The organism is Micromonospora sp. WMMD1155, from assembly GCF_029581275.1.
Classification (GTDB): domain Bacteria; phylum Actinomycetota; class Actinomycetes; order Mycobacteriales; family Micromonosporaceae; genus Micromonospora.
This window is the reverse complement of the sequence record NZ_CP120742.1, coordinates 3,506,830-3,527,218: the sequence shown is the minus strand read 5'-3', so window position 1 is coordinate 3,527,218 and position 20,389 is coordinate 3,506,830. Positions and strand designations below refer to the sequence as shown.

16 protein-coding genes are annotated in these 20,389 nt (G+C 70.3%); 4 read left to right on the top strand and 12 right to left on the bottom strand.

Translation table 11 applies throughout. From position 1 onward, the window contains the following. Nucleotides 1-206 precede the first annotated feature (206 nt). Together O7617_RS16185 and O7617_RS16180 are read left to right on the top strand one after the other, a co-directional pair. On the top strand, nucleotides 207-6,038 hold the full coding sequence (locus O7617_RS16185; RefSeq protein ID WP_282264479.1) for a ThuA domain-containing protein: 5,832 nt from the start codon (nucleotides 207-209) through the stop codon (nucleotides 6,036-6,038). A 71-nt stretch (nucleotides 6,039-6,109) separates the two neighbouring features. Continuing rightward, complete coding sequence (locus O7617_RS16180) at nucleotides 6,110-6,652, top strand: hypothetical protein (protein WP_282264478.1); 543 nt, start codon at nucleotides 6,110-6,112, stop codon at nucleotides 6,650-6,652. Nucleotides 6,653-6,960: 308 nt separating this feature from the next. Here the strand turns inward: O7617_RS16180 and O7617_RS16175 are convergent, their stop codons facing one another. Further along, a complete protein-coding gene (locus O7617_RS16175) occupies nucleotides 6,961-7,905 on the bottom strand; it encodes an aldo/keto reductase (RefSeq protein WP_282264755.1) in 945 nt (314 codons plus the stop codon). Between the two features lie 207 nt (nucleotides 7,906-8,112). Next, a complete protein-coding gene (locus O7617_RS16170; protein WP_282264477.1) occupies nucleotides 8,113-8,685 on the bottom strand; it encodes a peptidoglycan-binding domain-containing protein in 573 nt (190 codons plus the stop codon). 171 nt (nucleotides 8,686-8,856) lie between these two features. On the opposite strand from O7617_RS16170, the gene O7617_RS16165 reads away from it, so the two are divergent. Continuing rightward, a complete protein-coding gene (locus tag O7617_RS16165) occupies nucleotides 8,857-11,658 on the top strand; it encodes a BTAD domain-containing putative transcriptional regulator (RefSeq protein ID WP_282264476.1) in 2,802 nt (933 codons plus the stop codon). 55 nt (nucleotides 11,659-11,713) lie between these two features. Here the strand turns inward: O7617_RS16165 and O7617_RS16160 are convergent, their stop codons facing one another. Both O7617_RS16160 and O7617_RS16155 read right to left on the bottom strand, forming a co-directional pair. Further along, nucleotides 11,714-13,393, bottom strand: coding sequence for an ATP-binding cassette domain-containing protein (locus O7617_RS16160; RefSeq protein WP_282264475.1), 1,680 nt, complete (start codon nucleotides 13,391-13,393; stop codon nucleotides 11,714-11,716). A 41-nt stretch (nucleotides 13,394-13,434) separates the two neighbouring features. Further along, entirely contained in the window at nucleotides 13,435-14,040 is a 606-nt protein-coding gene (locus O7617_RS16155; protein WP_282264474.1) for a methyltransferase, read from the bottom strand. A 103-nt stretch (nucleotides 14,041-14,143) separates the two neighbouring features. Between O7617_RS16155 and O7617_RS16150 the strand changes: the two genes are divergently transcribed. Further along, nucleotides 14,144-15,250: a hypothetical protein gene (locus O7617_RS16150; protein WP_282264473.1), complete on the top strand. Its 1,107-nt coding sequence runs from the start codon at nucleotides 14,144-14,146 to the stop codon at nucleotides 15,248-15,250. An 8-nt stretch (nucleotides 15,251-15,258) separates the two neighbouring features. Here O7617_RS16150 and truA read toward each other — a convergent pair whose 3' ends face one another. The 8 genes from truA to infA all read right to left on the bottom strand — a co-directional run bounded on the left by truA (nucleotide 15,259) and on the right by infA (nucleotide 20,026). Continuing rightward, nucleotides 15,259-16,089, bottom strand: coding sequence for a tRNA pseudouridine(38-40) synthase TruA (truA, locus tag O7617_RS16145; protein ID WP_282264472.1), 831 nt, complete (start codon nucleotides 16,087-16,089; stop codon nucleotides 15,259-15,261). Between the two features lie 67 nt (nucleotides 16,090-16,156). Continuing rightward, nucleotides 16,157-16,714: a 50S ribosomal protein L17 gene (rplQ, locus tag O7617_RS16140; protein WP_282264471.1), complete on the bottom strand. Its 558-nt coding sequence runs from the start codon at nucleotides 16,712-16,714 to the stop codon at nucleotides 16,157-16,159. Nucleotides 16,715-16,748: 34 nt separating this feature from the next. Beyond that, nucleotides 16,749-17,771: a DNA-directed RNA polymerase subunit alpha gene (locus O7617_RS16135; protein WP_007465227.1), complete on the bottom strand. Its 1,023-nt coding sequence runs from the start codon at nucleotides 17,769-17,771 to the stop codon at nucleotides 16,749-16,751. Nucleotides 17,772-17,871: 100 nt separating this feature from the next. Further along, nucleotides 17,872-18,498 carry a 30S ribosomal protein S4 gene (gene rpsD / locus O7617_RS16130; RefSeq protein ID WP_088987589.1) on the bottom strand — a complete coding sequence of 209 codons (627 nt, stop codon included), beginning with the start codon at nucleotides 18,496-18,498 and terminating at the stop codon, nucleotides 17,872-17,874. A 13-nt stretch (nucleotides 18,499-18,511) separates the two neighbouring features. Continuing rightward, a complete protein-coding gene (rpsK, locus tag O7617_RS16125; protein ID WP_007073011.1) occupies nucleotides 18,512-18,919 on the bottom strand; it encodes a 30S ribosomal protein S11 in 408 nt (135 codons plus the stop codon). A gap of 87 nt (nucleotides 18,920-19,006) precedes the next feature. After that, nucleotides 19,007-19,387, bottom strand: coding sequence for a 30S ribosomal protein S13 (rpsM, locus tag O7617_RS16120; protein WP_030329917.1), 381 nt, complete (start codon nucleotides 19,385-19,387; stop codon nucleotides 19,007-19,009). A 212-nt stretch (nucleotides 19,388-19,599) separates the two neighbouring features. Then, nucleotides 19,600-19,713 (bottom strand): 50S ribosomal protein L36, encoded by a 114-nt coding sequence (rpmJ, locus tag O7617_RS16115; RefSeq protein WP_012184307.1) that lies wholly within the window; start codon nucleotides 19,711-19,713, stop codon nucleotides 19,600-19,602. 91 nt (nucleotides 19,714-19,804) lie between these two features. Beyond that, on the bottom strand, nucleotides 19,805-20,026 hold the full coding sequence (gene infA / locus O7617_RS16110) for a translation initiation factor IF-1 (RefSeq protein WP_007073013.1): 222 nt from the start codon (nucleotides 20,024-20,026) through the stop codon (nucleotides 19,805-19,807). Nucleotides 20,027-20,389 lie beyond the last annotated feature (363 nt).

The following is a 20,389-nucleotide window of genomic DNA, read 5'->3' as shown; positions in this document are numbered from 1 at the left end:
GTCCTGTTCGGAATGTCGCCCGCCGTTGCAGAACCGTTACCCGTCGGCATCTTGCCCGACATCGAGCCAGCCGAATTAATTTGTTCAGCGATTCGACAAAATGTCGGTGGGGCACCCTGGCACGGCGTCACCACCGGCTCCACGAGGGAGGGCGTTCGGCGAGCCGACTCCCGCGAGCTCTCTGTCACTACGACACAGGAGGCGGCGTGTCCCGTTCTCGTCGTGCCCGCGTACCCATCACCGCAACACTCATCTCCCTGGCCATGGCCTCGACCACCCTGTTCGGCACGCCTGCCCAGGCAGCCGCCCAGGTCCCCCCACGGGAGGCGCCGGCCGGCGCCCCGGTCAGCCAGGTGGTGCCCAAGGCACCAAAGGCAGCGGCCGATCCCTTCTCCGTCCTGATCTTCTCCAAGACCGCCGGCTTCCGGCACGACTCCATCCCCACCGGCATCGCCGCGATCCAGCAGCTCGGTGCCGCCAACGGATTCACCGTTGACAACTCCGAGGACGGCGCCGCATTCAACGACGCCAACCTGGCGAAGTACAAGGCGGTGATCTGGCTCTCCACCACCGGTGACGTGCTCAACGCCGAGCAGCAGGCGGCGTTCGAGCGCTACGTGAAGGCCGGCGGCGGCTACGTCGGCATCCACGCCGCGTCGGACACCGAGTACAACTGGCCCTGGTACGGCGACCTGGTCGGCGCGTACTTCGCCAACCACCCGCAGAACCAGCAGGCCACCGTGAAGGTGGAGGACCACGCGCACCCGTCCACCGCCGAGTTGCCGGACCGCTGGTCCCGCTTCGACGAGTGGTACAACTACCAGACCAACCCGCGGCCGGACGTGCACGTGCTGGCCAGCCTGGACGAGAAGAGCTACACGGCCGGTGCCGGCGCGATGGGCGCCGACCACCCGATCGCCTGGTGTCAGGACTACGACGGTGGTCGTTCCTGGTACACCGGCGGCGGCCACACCCGGGAGTCGTACGCCGAGCCCGGCTTCCTCTCCCACCTGCTCGGCGGCATCCGCACCGCGGCAGGTGTCCAGGACGCCGACTGCGGCGCCTCGAAGACCTCGAACTTCGAGAAGGTGGCGCTGGACAGCAACACCAGCAACCCGATGGAGTTGGACATCGCCCCCGACGGGCGGGTCTTCTACATCGAGCGTGACGGTCGCGTGCAGATCATCAAGCCGGACACCGGCAACACCGTCACCGCCGTCGACCTGGACGTCTTCACCGGCAACGAGGACGGCCTGATCGGCATCCGGCTCGACCCGGACTTCGCCACCAACAACTGGGTGTACCTGTACTATGCCCCGAACGACGGGGTCGCCCGCAACCTGCTGTCCCGGTTCACGGTGACCGGCGACACCATCAACCCGGCCAGTGAGAAGCAGGTGCTGCGGGTCGACACCCAGCGCAACACCTGCTGCCACGCCGGCGGCAGCATGACGTTCGACAGCGAGGGCAACCTCTACCTGGCCACCGGTGACAACACCAACCCGTTCGAGTCGAACTCGTACACGCCGATCGACGAGCGGGCGGGCCGCCAGGACTACGACGCGCAGCGCACCTCGGCCAACACGAACGACCTGCGCGGCAAGGTGATCCGGATCCACCCGGAGGACGACGGAACGTACACCGTTCCGGCCGGCAACCTCTTCCCGGCGGGCACCGAGAAGACCCGTCCCGAGATCTACGCGATGGGCTTCCGCAACCCGTTCCGGATCGGCACCGACCCGAAGACCAACACGCTGTACGTCGGCGACTACGGTCCGGACGCCAACTCGGACAACCCGAACCGGGGCCCGCGCGGTCTGGTCGAGTGGAACATCGTCACCCCGGGCAACTACGGCTGGCCGTACTGCACGGGCACGAACGAGGCGTACAACGACTACACGTTCCCGTCCGGTCCGAGCGGCCCGAAGTTCGACTGCGCCGCACCGGTCAACAACTCGCCCAACAACACCGGTCTGACCAACCTCCCGCCGGTCGTCCCGGCGACCGTCGACTACGGGTACGCCGGTGACGCGCGCTACCCGGAGATCGGCGGCGGTGGCGCCCCGATGGGTGGCCCGGTCTACCGCTACGACGCCGACCTCGACTCCACCCGCAAGTGGCCGGCGTACTACGACGGCAAGGCGCTGCTCGGCGAGTGGAACCAGAACAAGATGTACACGATGCAGGTGACTGCCGACGGCAAGTCTCTTGTGGACATCAACCAGCTGCTCACCGGCATGAGCATGATCCGGCCGATGGACTTCGAGTTCGGCCCCGACGGCGCGCTGTACCTGATCGAGTGGGGCAGCGGCTTCGGCGGCAACAACGACAACTCGGGCGTCTACCGGATCGACTACACCGCCGGTGACCGCGCGCCGATCGCGGCGGCGTCCGCCACCCCGACCTCGGGTGCGGCACCGTTGACGGTCACCTTCTCCAGTGCCGGATCCCGGGACCCGGACGGTGGCACGCTCACCTACGCCTGGACCTTCGGCGACGGGCAGACCTCCACCGAGGCGAACCCGACGCACACCTACGCCGCGGCGGGCAACTACACCGCCCAGCTCACCGTCACCAACCCGAAGGGCCGTACCGCGGTGGCCAACGTGCCGATCACCGTGGGCAACACGTCCCCGACTGTGACGATCGAGTTCCCGCCGGACGGTGGGTTCTTCGAGTGGGGTGACCAGGTCCGCTACTCGATCAAGGTGACCGACCCGGAGGACGGGGAGATCGACTGTGACCGGGTGAACCTCCAGGTCCTGCTGGGCCACGACGAGCACGCCCACCCGCTGGAGCAGCACACCGGCTGCACCGGCACCGTCCAGACGTCGCTCGCCTCCGGGCACGGCGCCGAGGCGAACGTGTTCGCGGTCTTCGAGGCCACCTACACCGATGACGGTGGCGCCGGCGGGGCCAGCCCGCTCACCGGTCGGGTGATCGAGGTCCTGCAGCCCAAGCGCAAGCAGGCCGAGTTCTTCACCGCCACCGGGCGCGCTCCGGTGAGCACCGGCGGCGGTGACGCCGGCGTGCAGCGGGAAGCCGCCACCGACCCCGCCGGCGGCGGTCAGAGCATCGCGTTCATCGAGGACGGTGACTGGTGGTCGGTCGCTCCGGCGAACCTGACCAACATCACCGAGATCCGCTTCCGGGCGGCCTCGGCCGCTGCGGGTGGTCGGATCGAGGTCCGCGCGGGTGCGGTCGACGGACCGGTGGTCGCCACGGCCACCGTGCCGGCCACCGGCGGGTGGCAGACGTACACGGACGTGAGCGCGCCGGTCACCGGTGCCGCGAGCGGCTCGCTGTACTTCCTGGCCCGCGACCCGAACGGCGGCACCGGTTCGCTGTTCAACGTCAACTGGATGGACTTCGTCGGCCGCGGTGTCACCGAGAACGCGCCGCCGGTGGTCAGCGCCACGGCCAACCCGGCCACCGGCACCGCACCGGTCACCGTCGCCTTCGACGGCACGGCCACCGACGCCGAGGGCGACACCCCGTTGACGTACGCCTGGGACTTCGGTGACGGTGGCACGGCGACCACTCTGGACGCCAGCCACACCTACACCACCGCGGGCACGTTCACGGCCACCCTCACGGTGACCGACAGCAAGGGCGCCAAGGCGTACGCCACGGTGCCGGTGCGGGTGGACGCTCCGGACACGTCCTGCTTCGGGGCGCGTTCGGACGACTTCAACGGCAACAGCCTCGACAAGGAGCGCTGGACCAGCGTCATCCGGGAGAACCAGCTCTACTCGCTCAGTGGCGGCGCGCTGCGGCTGCCCACCGCGGTGGGTGACCTCTACGGCGCTCGCAACGACGCCACCAACCTGGTGCTCCAGGCGGCACCGACCGGCGCCTGGGAGATGACCACCAAGGTCACGCTTCCGGTGACGGCCAACTACCAGCAGGCCGGTCTGCTGGTGTACGGCGACGACGACAACTACGCCAAGGTGGACCTGCTGTACAACGGCAGCCGTCGGGTGGAGTTCATCCGGGAGACGGCCGGCACGCCTCGCAACGAGGCCGCCGACGCCACCAACGCACCGGCGGGTGACACCGTGTACCTGCGGGTCACCAGCGACGGGACGAACCTGACGGCGGCCGTCTCGGCCGACGGACAGACCTTCACCCCGGTCGGCCGTTCGGCCGCGCTCGCCGGCATCACCAACCCGCGCATCGGGGTCTTCGCCCTCAACGGCGGCACCGAGGCACCGGTCGTCGACGCGGCCTTCGATTCGTTCCAGGTCACGCCGGACGCCCCGGCCGGTCCGGTCGACCCGTCGGACGAGTTCAACGGCGACACCTTGGACAAGTGCCGGTGGGACGCGATCCTTCGGGAGGACCCGACCGGTTACCGGGTCACCGGTGGCGCGCTGCGCATCGACGTGCCCAACGGTGACATCTACGGCACCGACAACACCGGGCCGAAGAACTTCATCCTCCAGACCGCGCCCTCGGGCGACTGGACCCTGGAGACGAAGGTCGACGGCAGTCTGCTGAACGAGCAGTACCAGCAGGCCGGTCTGCTCGTGCAGGCGGACGACGACAACTACCTGAAGTTCGACTTCATCGCGGACAACCAGGCCGGCTCGGCGGTGACGCGGCGGATCGAGTTCCGCAGCGAGATCGCCGGGGCGGTCCAGAACCCGCAGCCGGAGGCGGCCAGCCTGACCAGTGCCGTGTGGCACCTCCGGTTGGCCCGCACCGGTGACACGTTCACCGCGTCGTACTCGGCCGACGGGACGACCTGGACCGCGTTGGAGGCGCTGACCAACACCGCGGTGGGTGCCACCCCGAAGGTCGGGTTGTTCACCCTCGGCGCCAACCAGACGGCCTCGAAGACCGCCGCGTTCGACTACTTCCGGTTGAGCACGGAGGTGGCCGACGAGACCGCTCCGGTGACCACGTCGTCGGTGTCCGGCACCCCGACCGAGGGGTGGTACACCGGGGCGGTGACGGTGACCCTCACCGCCGCCGACGAGGCCGGCGGCAGCGGGCTCGCCACCACCGAGTACCAGCTGGACGGTGCCACCACCTGGACGGCGTACACCGCCCCGGTGGAGGTCACCGGTGACGGCGAGCACGAGCTGCGGTTCCGCTCGACGGACAAGGCCGGCAACGTGGAGGCGACGAAGACCGTCTCGGTCAAGATCGACGCCACCGCGCCGGTGACCACCGCGACGTTCGCTCCGGCGAACGACGCCGGTTGGCACAACGGGACGATCCCGGTCGTGCTGGCCTCCACCGACGCCGGTTCGGGCGTCAAGACGGTGGAGTGGTCGCTGGACGGTGGGGCGTGGACCCCGTACACGACGCCGGTCGAGGTGACCGGTGACGGGCAGCACGAGCTGCTGTACCGCTCGACCGACAAGGCGGGCAACGCCGAGACGCTCAAGTCGGCGGTCTTGAAGATCGACGGCACCAAGCCGACGTTGCTGGTCTCCGGTATCGCCGACGGCCAGCTCTACGGTGACAGCCAGGACGTTCGGGTGTCCTGGCAGGCTGTCGACCCGACCTCGGGCATCGCGACCGTGGTCGGCAAGCTGGACGGCGAGGCGTACGCCAGCGGCACCCTGCAGGCCATGTACGAGCTGTCGCTCGGCCTGCACGAGCTGACCGTGACCGCGACCGACAAGGCGGGCAACGAGACCACCTCGACGGTCCGGTTCTTCGTCACCACCTCGTTCCGGGACATGCAGGGTCTGCTGGACCGGTTCAAGGCGACGGGTCGACTCTCGGCCAAGGCGCACAAGCAGCTGACCAACAAGCTCGACGCCGTCCGCAAGTCCGAGGCGGCCGGCGACGACAAGGCGGCGGTGCGGCAGCTGACCGCGTTCCGGACGCTCGCCTCCGACACCGCTCTGGTGGGCGAGGCGGAGGTCCGGGACGTCCTGATCCGGGACGCCGATGCCATGATCGTTCGGCTCGGTGGCGCGGCCAGTAAGGCCGGGGTCAAGGCGAACGACGGCGAATCGGTCAAGGGCACCGGACGGCTCGGTGGCGATGCCACCCGGCTCGCGCCCGGTCGCCAGCTCTGATCCGACGAGGCCCCTCCCCGACGCCACGGCGTCGGGGAGGGGCCTCCCTCATCCGTAGTGAGGAGATGTCCGTGACGGGTATCCGCAAGGCGTTGGCCGCCGTGTTCGTCGGACTGGCTCTGACGGTGTTCGCCGCTGCCCCCGCGCAGGCCGCTCAGGTCGCCCGGGCGGCGCAGGCCGACAAACTCAAACTCGTGGTGGCCGGCGACGGCGCCGAGGGGGTCACCATCCAGGCCACCTACCCCGACGGGCGTCGGCTGGACCAGGTGGTACGACTGGTCCTCACCGCCACCGGCCCGGACGGGCAGAAGGTCGGGCCGGTGCAGTTGGAACCGCAGCCCGAGGGGCAGGGCTTCTACAGCAGCGGCGCGGTGCTCACCGCCGGCACGTGGAAGGTGACCGTCAACTCCCCCGCCCCACTGTCGGGCAAGGCCACCGCGACGGTGCAGGCCCGGGCCGCGCAGACTCCGCCCGCGCCCGAGCCGGTCGCGGTGAACAAGCCGGCGGACGGCGGGGCGGGTGCCGGCTGGTGGCCGTACGCGGCGGCCGGCCTGGTCCTCGTCGCCCTGGCGATGGGGGTGGCCATGCTGTTCGGCCGCCGCCGCACCGACTGACGGAGACGATCTCGCCGCCGCACCGGCTCACCACGACGATCTCGCCGGAGCGGTCGACCGACCGACACTGACGACGAAACGGGCCGGGCCGCAACCAGCGGCCCGGCCCATCGTCATCTCACCCACCGACCCGGGGTTGGTCGGTCACCGCCAGCCCGTGCTGGCGTCATCTAGCCGCCGCGACCGGCATGATCGACTCGACTTTCATGAAACCGCGCATTCCCCGGCCCAAGTCACCCCGACTTTCAGGAACACGAGTGGATCAAGGAGCCGCGCCGGCCGCGCCGAACCGCGCCAGGCCGGACCGCTCAGAGGATGGCGCGCAGCGCGGCCAGGTCCTCGTCGCCGGGCTCCCAGGTGCCGGCGGCGGCGTTGGCGAGGACCTGCTCCGGCGTGGTGGCGCCGGCGATCACCGAGGTGACCGCCGGCTGGGCGGCCAGCCCACCGATCGCCACCTGGAGCATGCTCAGACCCCGCTCGGCCGCGTACGCCTCGATCGCCTCGATGGCGTCCCAGTCGGCTGCGGCGAGCCGCTCCGCGTACCGGCCACCGCCGGAGAGCCGGCTCCCGGCCGGGGGCTGCTCACTGCGCTTGTACTTGCCGGTGAGCAGGCCGTTGGCGAGTGGGAAGAACGGAAGCATGCCCAGCCCGAACCGCTCGCACGCGGGGATCACCTCGGTCTCCACGGACCGCTCCAGCAGGCTGTAGTGGTTCTGCGCGCTGATGAAGCGGGCCCGCCCGTTGGACGAGGCGACCCAGTCGGCGTCGGCGATCTGCCACCCGGCGAAGTTGGAATTGCCCAGGTAGCGCACCTTGCCGTCGCGCACCAGGTCGTCCAGGGCGGCGAGGGTCTCGTCGATCGGGGTGCCCGGGTCGGGCTCGTGCATCTGGTACAGGTCGATGTGGTCGGTGCCGAGCCGGCGCAGCGACGCCTCCACCGCTCGCGCGATGTAGCGGCGTGCGCCACGGGCGCCGAAGTCCGGCCCGTTGAGGCCGTGCATGTCCATGCCGAACTTGGTGGCCACCACCACGTCGTCCCGGCGGCCCTTGAGCGCCTGCCCGAGCAGCTCCTCGGAGCCGCCCTGCGGTTCACCGTAGATGTCGGCGGTGTCGAACAGGTTGATCCCGGCGTCCAGTGCCGCGTCCACCACCGCACGGGTGCCATCGAGGTCGAGCTTGCGGCCGAAGTTGTTGCAGCCGATGCCGACCACGGACACCACGAGCCCGGAGTCGCCCAGCCGGCGATAGGTCATCTCTGTCACGACAACCACCCTATGCCTGTCAGCTGGCGGCCACCCCCGCAGAGGCTCAGCCGACCACCTCGGTGACCAGCTCGCGGGCGGCGGCGATGGTGGCCGCCGGCTCGGCGGGGCCGCGGCCGACGGCCCGGCCCTCCAGGGCCCGCCGAGGCGACGTCATCGCCCCGGCGGCCCCCGGAAGAAGCCAGCCGATCCTGAAGATCAGCAGGAGCGGGTGTTGTAGGTGGCCCAGTAGGGGCCGCCGCCCTGCGGCGGGTAGAACCGGTGGTTCCCGTCGGGCGATCGCTGCAGGACGAACTCGTGCGCGCTGTACGCGCTCCTGGAGCCCCGTGCCCCCCGGTACACCACGTACCGCCACCCGTTCTGGTCGTCGGTCTGCGCGAGCCTGTCGCCGGCCTTCGTCCAGCTGTTCCGGCCGGCGGAACCGTCCGCGGTGAGGCTCTTGTCGCGCTGGAAGTTCCTCGTTGCGGCATCGGTCTGGTCGCCGAAGATGCCGTCGATCCCGGACGAGGGCAGGTAACCATTTGCCCAGAGAATGGTCTGCCACAGACAGGTGACGTTCGAGCTGCGGTGCGTCCCGACGTTGACGACGCCCTCGTCATCGAAATCGTCGGATACCGCACCGGTGCCGTGGACGTACGCCCTGCCGGTGTAGGAGCCGCTGGCCGCGGCCGGCGTGGCGAGCGTGACGTTGAGTCCGATGGCCAACGCCGCGCCGACCGCGGGGACCGCAGCCTTACCGAGCACCCGGCGGATGGAGTGGAGCGAAGACATGCATCTCCCTGGTTGGACGGAGGTGGATACTTCGATGGGCGATGGAACGGTTGAACGGTAAGGTGGGGCCGGTACATCCGCCGCACAACTGGCGTACAGGGCACCCGCCCGCCCCGTCATCCCGGGTGCGGCGCGCGTCCGGATTGCAGCGCCCACATGTGAGGTGCCTGGTTGCGTTTCGACATCCTCGGCCCGTTCCGGGTGTACCGCGAAGGCCGGCCGGTTCCGCTGGGCTCGGTGAAGCAACGCCTCCTGCTGGCCGGCCTCCTGTTGCGCCCGAACGAGGTCGTCGGCACCAACGAGTTGGCGTCGATGCTGTGGGGCGACGAGGAGCCGGCGTCGGCTGCGGCGAACCTCCGCACCTACGTGCGCGGGCTGCGGCAGTCGCTGGGCGACCGGGAGTCCTGGAACGGGATCACCGCCGCGGCGGGCGGCTACGTGATCCGGGTGGGCCCCGACGAGCGGGACCTGGACCTCTTCGACGCCGCTGCGGCCCGAGGGCGCGACGCTCTCGCGGCCTCCGACATGGACCGCGCTGAGGCCGAGCTCTCCGCCGCGCTGGGGCTTTGGCGCGGGGCCCCACTGTCGGACCTGCCCCTGCGTTCGTCGCTGGCCAGGCGGGTGGCGCAGTTCGAGGAACGTCGGCTGCTCGTCGAGGAGGACTACGCGGAGGCGGTGCTGGCGCTCGGCGCACCGGCCGACGTGGTGCGCCGGCTCCGGTCCCTGCTCGACCGGCATCCGCTGCGGCAGCGTGCCTGGGGCCAGCTGATGGTGGGCCTGTACCGCATCGGGGACGTGGCCGGCGCCCTGGACGCCTTCCGACAAGCTCGGCAGGCGCTGGCGGAGGAGACCGGCCTCGATCCGGCACCGGAGCTCGTCAAGGTGTACGACGACATCCTGCATCACCGACCGGGGTTGGCAGCGCACCCGCCCTCAGGGTCGGACGGGCCGGCGCCGGTGCCGCACGTCCTGCGCCCCGAGCAGCTGCCGCGCGCGGTACCGGAGTTCGTCGGTCGCGCCGCCGAACTGGCGAGCCTCGACGCGCTGCTGGACGGCGGTGCACAGGGGTCGGGCACAGTGGCCATCTCCGCGGTGTCCGGCATGGCTGGAGTCGGCAAGACCGCCCTGGCCCTGCACTGGGCGCACCGGGTCGCCGACCGCTTTCCCGACGGCCAGCTCTATGTCAACCTTCGGGGTTACGACGAAGCCGGGGTGGTGTCCCCGCTCGACGCGCTGTCCGAATTCCTCGAAGCGCTCGGTGTGCCGCACTCCCGGATACCCGCCGGCACGGAGGCCCGGACGGGTCTCTACCGCAGCCTGCTGGCCTCCCGCCGGATGCTCGTGATGCTCGACAACGCCCGCGACTCCGCCCAGGTTCGCGCCCTGCTACCCGGTGCCGGTGGCTGCATGGTCGTGGTCACCAGCCGGGACCGGCTCGGTGGCCTGATCGCCGCCGAGTGCGCGGAGCCGTTGACACTGGGCGTGCTCACGGCGGAGGAGTCGACAAGCCTGCTCGCCGGCCGGCTCGGGGTCGGCCGTCTCGCCTCCGAGCCGCGTGCGGTGGCCGACATCGTCGAGGCCGCCGGCCGGCTACCGCTGGCGCTGGCGATAGTGGCGGCACGCGTCGCCACCCACCCCACCTTTCCGCTCAGCGCCATCGCCGCCGAGTTGCACTCCACCGAGGCGCGGCTCGACGTGTTGGCCGACGGCGACGTGCGGCGCGTCTTCTCCTGGTCGTACCTCGCGTTGCGGCCGGACGCGGCCCGGTTGTTCACCCTGTTGGGGCTGCACCCGGGCCCGGACCTGACCACCGTCGCAGCCGCGGCACTGGCCGGTGAGCCGACCGCAGTCGTCACGCCGCGACTGCGCGAGTTGACTCGGCTCAATCTGCTGACCGAGCACACGCCCGGCCGCTACGCCTTCCACGATCTTCTCCGCGCCTATGCAGCCGAGCTGGCGGAGTCGTCGGAGCGCGCCGATGACCACACCGCCGCCCGACAGCGCCTGTACGACCACTACCTGCACGCCGCCTATCCGGCGGCGCTACTGCTCCAGCCGCAGTGGCCCCCGATCGAGCCGGTGCCACCGCTGCCTGTACCCACCAGGCGGCCGGCGACCGACCACGGCGGCGCGCTCGCCTGGTTCACGGCAGAGCACCGGGTGTTGATTCGGGTGGTTCGGCAGGCCGCCGAGCGCGGGTTCGAGGCGTACGCCTGGCAGATCGCCTGGGCGTTGAACACCTTCGTCGCGCCGCGTGGCCTGTGGCAGGACCAGCTCGACATCCAACGGGTCGCGCTGGCCGCCGCGGAGAAGATCGGCGACCTGGCCGGTCAGGCTGCCGCCAACCGGCTACTCTCCCGTGCCCTGACCCGACTCGGCGACCGCGATGCCGCCGAGCACCGGCTGAAGCGCGCACTCGAGCTGCACGAACGCCTCGGCGATCCGACCGGCCAGGCGCAGACGCTGCACAACTACTGTGAACTCTGCTATCTGGACGGCCGTTTCGACGAGGCCCTCGCACACGGTCGCGAGGCGCTACGGCTCTACCGGCTGGCGGGCAACCGCTCGGGTGAAGCTCGGACACTCAACGCGATCGGCTGGCTGCTGGCCACCACCGGCGACTACGCCCAGGCGATCGAGAGCTGCACCGAAGCTCTCGACCAACAACGACGAAGCGACGATCGCAACGGCCAGGCCGCGACGCTCGACAGCCTCGGCTTCGCCTACGACCGCCTCGGTGAACGCGACCGCGCGGCCGACTGCTACGAGCAGGCGATCCGACTCTTTCGCGACTCCGCCGACCGCTACCACGAGGCGGAGACCCTCATCCGACTCGGTGACACCCGGGAAGGGATGGGCGACCTGACCGCCGCCTCCGTCGCCTGGCGTCAGGCCGTGCAGATCTACGAGGACGTGGGCGACCCCGCGATTGCGGAGGCCCGCCGCCGCCTCGAACGCCTGGTTCCGTCCTAGCCCGCCGGGCAGTGCGCTCCGACGGCGCGCAGCCGGTCGGGCAGGTCGGCGGGGATCACCCGACGTCCCAGACCGGTTCGGGAGTCTCCACCACCTCGTTGTCGCCCCGGAACAGCACGAACCGGTCGAAGGAGCGGGTGAACCAGCGGTCGTGGGTCACCGCGATCACCGTCCCCTCGAAGGCGTTCAGGCCCGCTTCGAGGGCCTCCGCGCTGGCCAGGTCGAGGTTGTCGGTGGGTTCGTCGAGCAGCAGCAGGGTCGCCCCGGACAACTCCAGCAGCAGCACCAGGAAACGGGCCTGCTGCCCGCCGGAGAGCGTGCCGAAGCGCTGGTCGCCCTGCGCCGCCAACTCGTACCGGCTGAGCACCCCCATCGCCGCGTGCCGGTCCATCCCGGTGCGGTGCTCGTCGCCCCGCCAGAGGATCTCGACGAGGGTCTTCGACATCAGCTCCGGGCGGTCGTGGGTCTGCGAGAAGTGCCCGGGGCGGACCCGGGCACCGAGCCGGGCCGTGCCGTCGTGCGCCACCGGAGCGAGCGCTCCCGCCCCGTCGACCGGCCCGTTGGCCGGGTCGGGGTCGGTTCCGCCCCGCGCCAGCAACCGCAGGAAGTGGGACTTGCCGGTGCCGTTGGCACCGAGCACCGCCACCCGGTCGCCGTACCAGATCTCCAGGTCGAAGGGGAACGTCAGGCCGTCCAGCTCAAGCTGCTCGCAGACGACCGCACGCTTGCCGGTGCGCCCGCCGGCCAGCCGCATCCGGATGTCCTGGTCCTTCGGGGGTACGGGCGGCGGCCCGGCCTCCTCGAACTTGCGCAACCGGGTCTGCGCGGCCTGGTAGCGCGAGGCCAACCCGTCGTTGTACGCGGCCTTCTGCTTGTACATCAGCATCAGCTCGCGCAGCTTCTGGTGCTCCTCGTCCCAGCGCCGCCGCAGTTCGTCGAGTCGGGCGTGCCGGGCGACGCGGGCGTCGTGCCAGCTGGCGAAGCCACCCGGGTGCACCCAGGCGCTGCCACCCTCGACGGCGACCACCCGGTCCGCGCTCTGGGCCAGCAGCTCACGGTCGTGCGAGACGTAGAGCACCGACTTGGTCGACTCACGCAGCCGCGCCTCCAGCCAACGCTTGCCGGGCACGTCGAGGAAGTTGTCCGGCTCGTCGAGCAGCAGCACCTCGTCCGGGCCACGCAGCAGCAACTCCAGGGCGAAGCGCTTCTGCTGACCACCGGAGAGGGTGCGCACCGGCCGGTCCCGGACCGCGTCCCACTGTCGGCCCAGCACGATCGTCGTGACGGTGTCGAAGAGCACCTCGGCGTCGTACCCGCCGGCCTCGCCCCAGGCGCCGAGCGCGTCCGCGTACGCCAACTGAGCCTTGCTCGCGGCGTTGCTGAACTTGCCCCGGGCCTCGGCGGCCCGCATGGCCGTCTCGGTCTCGCCGAGCCGGCGGCCGGCGTCGCGCAGTGCGGGCGGGGCCAGCGACAGCGCCAGGTCGGCGAGCGTCGACTCATCGCCGATCATGCCGATGAACTGGCGCATCACGCCCAGCCCACCGGCGCGTGCGACGACGCCGGTGCGCACCGGCAGATCACCGGCGACCATCCTCAGCAGTGTCGTCTTACCCGCGCCGTTCGGCCCGACCAGGGCGACCTTGGCGCCCTCCCCGACCCGGAACGACACGTCGGCGAAGAGTTCCCGACCGTCGGGCAGAATGTGCCCGACCCCTGCCACGTCCACGTATCCCACGCGGGGATCCTGCCCCAGCGAGGGCCGGAGGGGACATCCAATTACCGGGTGACTCGTAGCACCCGGAAACCTTTCTGGCTGGCGTGCCGCTTTACCTGCCAGTTCTGCTCGGTGAGCCAGCGCTGCAACGAGTCGCCGCCGAGGTGCCGGGCGACGACCAGCCAGCCGACGCCGTCCGGTGCGAGTCGGGGCAGCCACCGCAGCAGCAGTTCGTGCAGCCCGTCCTTACCGATCCGGATGGGAGGGTTGGACCAGATCTGGGCGAACCGAACGTCCGGCGGCACGTCGTCCGGCGCGCTGACCCGGACCCGGTCGGCGGCGTCGACCCGGGCCGCGTTGGCGGCGGTCAGCTCGCGGGCGCGGGCGTTGACGTCGACGGCCCAGACGGTGCTGGTCGGTGCCAGGTCGGCCAGGACGCAGGTGATCGGCCCGAATCCGCAGCCCAGGTCGAGCAGGTCACCGCTGGTGTCGGCGGCGGGCAGCTCCGCCTTGCGCAGCAGCACAGCGGTGCCCGGGTCGAGTCGGCTGGCGGAGAAGACCCCGCCGGCGGAGGCGAGCCGGTAGTCGCGGTCGGCGACGGAGAACTCGACCTCGCGCGCCGGGGCGTCGCTGGCGGGCTGAGCGGTGAAGTAGTGGTCGCCGGTCACGTCGGCAATTCTCGCACCGGTCGGGGCCGACCCCGACGCGGCCTGCGCACGCATTTCCCTGAAATTATCACCAAAAGGGACAATAGCTCTTACTCTGGGCGACATGGTGTATCGGTACGAGTCCGATGAGGACGCTTTCGAGGAGTACCCGGAGCCCGGGTCCGACCGCTCGGCGCTCGGCGCCGGTCCGCCGCCGGCCGGGCCCTCTCCGTCACGCTTCCCCGCGCCGTCGCTGCCCCGGCCGAACCAGCTCTCGCTGCCGTCGTCCTCGCGGCCGTCGCCGTCGCTGCCGTCTTCGTCGCAGCCGTCTTCGTCGCAGCCGTCGCCACCGCCGCCGGCCCGTGCCGAGATCCCGCCCGCCGCGCCCCGCAGCCAGGTCTACACCTCGGCCACGCCGACGGAGCCGCCCACCCGGCGCGGCGGCGGCCGACTGTGGCAGGTGTTGATCGGGGGTGCGGCCGTCCTGGTGCTGCTCGCCCTCTGCGGCCTGGGTGCCGCCGCGCTGCTCTCCGAACGCGGCCCGCAACCGCAGTCCACCCCGACGTTCCAACCGAACGCCGCACCGACGTCCGCCCCGGCGGAACGGCTCACCCTGGACTCCCGAGACACCGACCAGTCCCCGCTCACCGCCAAGGAACTCTTCCCCGGCAAGGAGCTGAAGCTCGGCGAAGGCCAGCCGAGTTACCAGGTCCTGAAGACCCAGTCCAGCGGCAGTTGCGCCGTCGCCGCCACCGGCGAGGTCGCCGACCTGCTGGTCCGACTCGGCTGCAACCAGGTCGTCCGGGCCACACTGCGGACACCCGGCGGCGATCACCTGGTCACCGCCGGACTGTTCAACCTCACCGACAAGGCCAGTGCGGAACGGGCCCGGGACCGCGTTCGACAACTGCTCGACGAGCGGCAGGGTCGGTTCCGTGGCCTCACCGGCAACGAGGGCGACGGCACCGACGTGCTCGCCAGCGCCCCGGCACGGGTCGGCTGGCAGGTACGCGGCCACTACCTGGCGTACGCCCTGGTGGTCCGCGAGGACGGAACTGCGATCAAGGCGGGCGACGCCAAGGTCGGCGAGATCCTGTTCGACATGATCGAGCTGCACCTCAGCCGCGGAGTGCTGCAACAACGCGCCGACGGTGGCACCGCCGCACAACCGACGGCAGCGCCGACCGACAACAGCGGCACGCAGAGCGGCGACGACCTGCCGGGCGACTGACCCGGAGGTCAGCTCTCGACCGGAACCCGCAGCCGACGGGTGAGGTCCGCACGGCGGGCGTACTCCGCCGGATCGGTCGGGTAACCCACGGCCACCAGCGTCAACCCGCGCGCCGGTGCCACCGTCACCTCGCTGGAACGCTCCCGATTGGTGAGCAGGCTGCCCGGCCACTCGACCGGCCGGCGGCCGTCACCCGCCACCAGCATCGCCCCCACCAGGCTGCGCACCATCGCCTGGCAGAACGCGTCGGCCTGGACGGTGGCGACCAGGATGCCGTCCGGGTCGCGCCGCCAGTCCAGCCGGGTCACCTCGCGCAGCGTGGTCGCGTTCTCCTTGCGCCGGCAGTACGCGGCGAAGTCGTGCTCACCGACCAGGCCGCCCGCCGCGGCGTTCAACGAGGCCAGGTCCAGCGGCTTCGGCCAGGCCAACACCTCGTGCCGACGCAGCGGCTCGGCACCGAAGGGCGCGTCGGTGACCCGGTACTCGTAGCGCCGGAAGGTCGCCGAGAACCGGGCGTCGAAGTCGGCCGGCACCTCGGTCATCGCGCGTACGCGCACGTCGCCGGGGAGCAGCCGGGCCAGGCGGCGCAGCAACCGCCCCTCGTGCTCCCGCCACACGTCAGCGGGTAGGTCCAGGTGGCAGACCTGCCCGGTGGCGTGCACCCCGGCGTCGGTCCGCCCGGCCACCGTCAGCCCGGTGACCGTGTCGGCACCGAGGACCAGGGCCAGGGTCTCGATCAGCACCCCGGCGACGGTGCGGCGGGTCGGCTGCGGGGCCCACCCGGAGAAGTCCGTGCCGTCGTACGAGACGTCCAGCCGCAGCCGGATCAGCTCGTCCACCTCGTACCTCCTGTAACGGGTCGGGCCCGACACCCCGATGGGGTGCCGGGCCCGACGATGCCCTTGATCAGGCCTTGTTCTCGGTGGCCTCGTCGCTGTCCTCGCGGGCGGCGTCGGTGTCACCGGACGCCGACACCGGCGCCTCGGAGTCCTGGTCGGCGTCGGCCGACTTCGGGGCCTCCTCGGCCGGGGCGAGCGCCTCGACCTTGTCCTGCTGCGCGGCCTTGCGGGCGGCGGTCTTCTTGTTCGCCTTCGGCTCGGCGACCTGAAGCTCCTCCACCAGCTCGATGATCGCCATCGGAGCGGCGTCACCCTTGCGCGGGCCGGTCTTCACGATCCGGGTGTAACCGCCGGGGCGGTTGGCGTACCGGGGCGCGATCTGGTCGAACAGGGCGTAGACCACGTCCTTGTCCTTGACGACACCCAGCACCCGCCGACGCGAGGCGAGGTCACCGCGCTTGGCCTTGGTGATGAGCTGCTCGGCCAGCGGACGCAGCCGCCGAGCCTTCGTCTCGGTGGTCTGGATCTTGCCGTGCTGGAACAGCGCAGTGGCCAGGTTGGCCAGCATCAGCCGCTCGTGCGAGGGGCTGCCGCCGAGGCGGGGGCCCTTGGTGGGCGTGGGCATTTTTGGTGCTCCTCAGTTGTGGCGGCAGCGCGGACTAGAGCTGCTCGGTCTCGCGGTAGTCGTCGGTGTCGTAGTCGGCCTCGCCGAAGGTGTCCACGACGTGCGCCGGGTCGAAGTTCGGAGCCGAGTCCTTCAGCCCGAGACCCATCCCGGCGAGCTTCATCTTGACCTCGTCGATCGACTTCTGACCGAAGTTACGAATGTCGAGGAGGTCGGCCTCGGTACGCCCGATGAGCTCACCAACGGAGTTGATGCCCTCGCGCTTGAGGCAGTTGTAGGAGCGGACGGTGAGGTCCAGCTCCTCGATCGGCAGAGCGAGGTCCGCCGCCAGCTGGGCGTCCTGCGGGGACGGCCCGATGTCGATGCCCTCGGCGGTCTCGTCCAGCTCCCGGGCCAGCCCGAAGAGCTCCACCAGCGTCGAACCGGCGGAGGCCAGCGCGGTACGCGGGCCCATCGACGGCTTGGTCTCGACGTCGATGATCAGCCGGTCGAAGTCCGTGCGCTGCTCCACACGGGTCGCCTCGACGCGGTAGGTCACCTTCAGCACCGGCGAGTAGATCGAGTCGACCGGGATCCGGCCGATCTCCGCACCGGACTGCTTGTTCTGCGCGGCCGTCACGTAACCCCGGCCCCGCTCGACGGTCAGCTCCATGTCGAGCCGGCCCTTGCCGTTGAGGGTGGCGAGCTTGAGATCCGGGTTGTGCACCGAGACGCCGGCCGGGGGCTGGATGTCGCCCGCCGTCACGTCGCCCGGGCCCTGCTTGCGCAGGTACATGCTGACCGGCTCGTCGTGCTCGGAGCTGACGCACAGCTCCTTGATGTTCATGACGAGCTCCACCACGTCCTCCTTGACACCGGGGATCGTGGTGAACTCGTGCAGAACGCCGTCGATCTTGATCGAGGTGACGGCCGCGCCCGGGATCGACGACAGCAGCGTACGCCGCAGCGAGTTACCCAGGGTGTAGCCGAAGCCCGGCTCCAGCGGCTCGATGGCGAACCGCGACCGGGTCTCGTTGATCGACTCCTCGGACAGGGAGGGTCGCTGGCTGATGAGCATCTTTTCTCTTCTCTTCCGGGACGCCCGCTATTTGACGTCCACGACACAAACTGTTCCGGTGGCCCGCCCCTGGCGGGACGGGCCACCGCAACGAGCCCGACTACTTGGAGTAGAGCTCGACGATCAGCTGCTCCTGGACCTGCGTGTCGATGACCTGCCGGGCCGGGAGGGAGTGCACGAGCACCTTCATCTGGCTCGGGATGGCCTCGAGCCACGCCGGAACCGTCTTCGAGCCGGCCTGGGCCTGCGCGACGACGAACGGGGTGAGCTCCTTGCTCTTGCCCCGAACCTCGATGATGTCGTGCTCCTTGACGCGGTACGACGGGATGTCGACCTTCTTGCCGTTCACCGTGAAGTGACCGTGCTTGACCAGCTGGCGGGCCATGTCCCGCGAGTGGGCGAAGCCGGCCCGGTAAACGACGTTGTCCAGCCGCGACTCGAGGATCTGCAGGAGGACCTCACCGGTCTTGGCCTGCTTGCCGACGGCTTCCTCGTAGTAGCCGCGGAACTGCTTCTCCAGCACGCCGTAGACGCGGCGGGCCTTCTGCTTCTCGCGGAGCTGGAGCAGGTACTCCGTCTCCTTGGTGCGGCCGCGGCCGTGCTGCCCGGGCGGGAACGGCCGGGACTCGAACGGGCACTTCGGGCCATCGCACTTGCTGCCCTTGAGGAACAGCTTCATCTTCTCCCGCCGGCAACGGCGGCAGTCAGCACCGGTGTAACGAGCCATCTCTCTCTACCTCTCAGACCCGGCGACGCTTCGGCGGACGGCATCCGTTGTGCGGCTGCGGGGTGACGTCGGAGATCTGACCGACCTCGAGGCCCACGGCCTGCAGCGAACGGATGGCGGTCTCCCGGCCGGAGCCGGGGCCCTTGACGAACACGTCGACCTTGCGCATGCCGTGCTCCATGGCGCGACGCGCGGCGGCCTCGGCGGCCAGCTGCGCGGCGAACGGAGTCGACTTGCGAGAGCCCTTGAAGCCGACCTGGCCGGCGGAGGCCCAGGAGATGACCGCACCGGTCGGGTCCGTGATGGACACGATGGTGTTGTTGAACGTGCTCTTGATGTGCGCCTGCCCGTGGGCGACGTTCTTGCGTTCCTTGCGCCGGACCTTCTTTACAGCGGCTCCGGCACGAGCCTTCGGTGGCATAAGTCTTCTGCGCTCCTAGTTGACTTCCGATACAGGTTGCGGCCTGGCCGTGCTCGGCGGACCTAGACCCGTATTCCGGTCTACGTCTTACTTCTTGCCGGGCTTCTTCTTGCCGGCGACGGTCCGCTTCGGGCCCTTGCGGGTCCGGGCGTTGGTCTTGGTCCGCTGGCCACGCACGGGCAGGCCCCGGCGGTGCCGGATGCCGGCGTAGCAGCCGATCTCAACCTTGCGGCGGATGTCAGCGGCGACCTCGCGGCGCAGGTCGCCTTCAACCTTGTAGTTGCCCTCGATGTGGTCGCGGAGCTGCACGAGCTCCTCGTCCGTGAGGTCCCGAGCGCGCTTGTCCGGCGAGATGCCGGTGGCGGCGAGCGTCTCCAGGGCGCGGGTGCGACCGACCCCGAAGATGTAGGTGAGCGCGATCTCCAACCGCTTTTCGCGGGGGAGATCCACGCCGACTAGACGTGCCATGTGCGGGCGTACTCCTCGTTATGTGTGGCGGAGGTGTGGACCCGTCCCACCCCGCTACCGGCCGTCCCGTCTTTCCGACGCAAGAAGCGCCGGCGACCGGGATCGGTCGCTGCCCAAGCGGGCCCCGGCCTCCGACCGGGGGTCAGCCACGAAGGAGTACGTCTCGCGTACCGCTCGCGGCTGGGACGAGCATGTGTGATGTGTGGGCTGACTCAGCCCTGGCGCTGCTTGTGGCGCGGGTCGGTGCAGATCACCATGACCCGGCCGTGCCGGCGGATAACCCGGCACTTGTTGCAGATCCTCTTGACGCTCGGCTTGACCTTCACGGTTGCCTTACTTCCCATCTGGCCCGGGGACGCGCTCTGCGCGACGCCGGACGTCGAAGACGGACACGGGACTTCCCGGCCGTCGTCAGGACTACTTGTAGCGGTAGACGATGCGCCCGCGGGTCAGGTCGTACGGCGAGAGTTCGACGACGACCCGGTCCTCCGGAAGGATGCGGATGTAGTGCTGTCGCATCTTCCCGCTGATGTGAGCCAACACCTTGTGACCGTTCGCGAGCTCCACCCGGAACATGGCGTTCGGCAGGGGCTCGATGACCCGACCCTCGATCTCAATGGCTCCGTCTTTTTTCGGCATGTCCTCCGCTGTCCTGACGTCGATTGCTCCGGGCGACCCACAACGCCTTACACGGAAATCTGACCATGATCAGAAGACCGCGCCAGCCGCGGCTCCAGCTCCCACCGAAGCGCAGGGTGGGCATGCCGGAGTGGACGCTGTGCGCCGATCTGAAAGTGTACGCCCGCCGACTGGCGCCCGCCAAACCGGCCACCCGCTCCGACCCGCACACTCTCGTTGATCATGCAGTTGGCAACCGTCGCATCATGATCGACACCGTTGACGGGCCTCGGATGGCGCACGTCGATCGACACCGCCGCCGAGACCCGGGCCACGGCCGTTGATCGACTCGCCTTCAGGGAACCTGCGGTGACGAACCGCGCT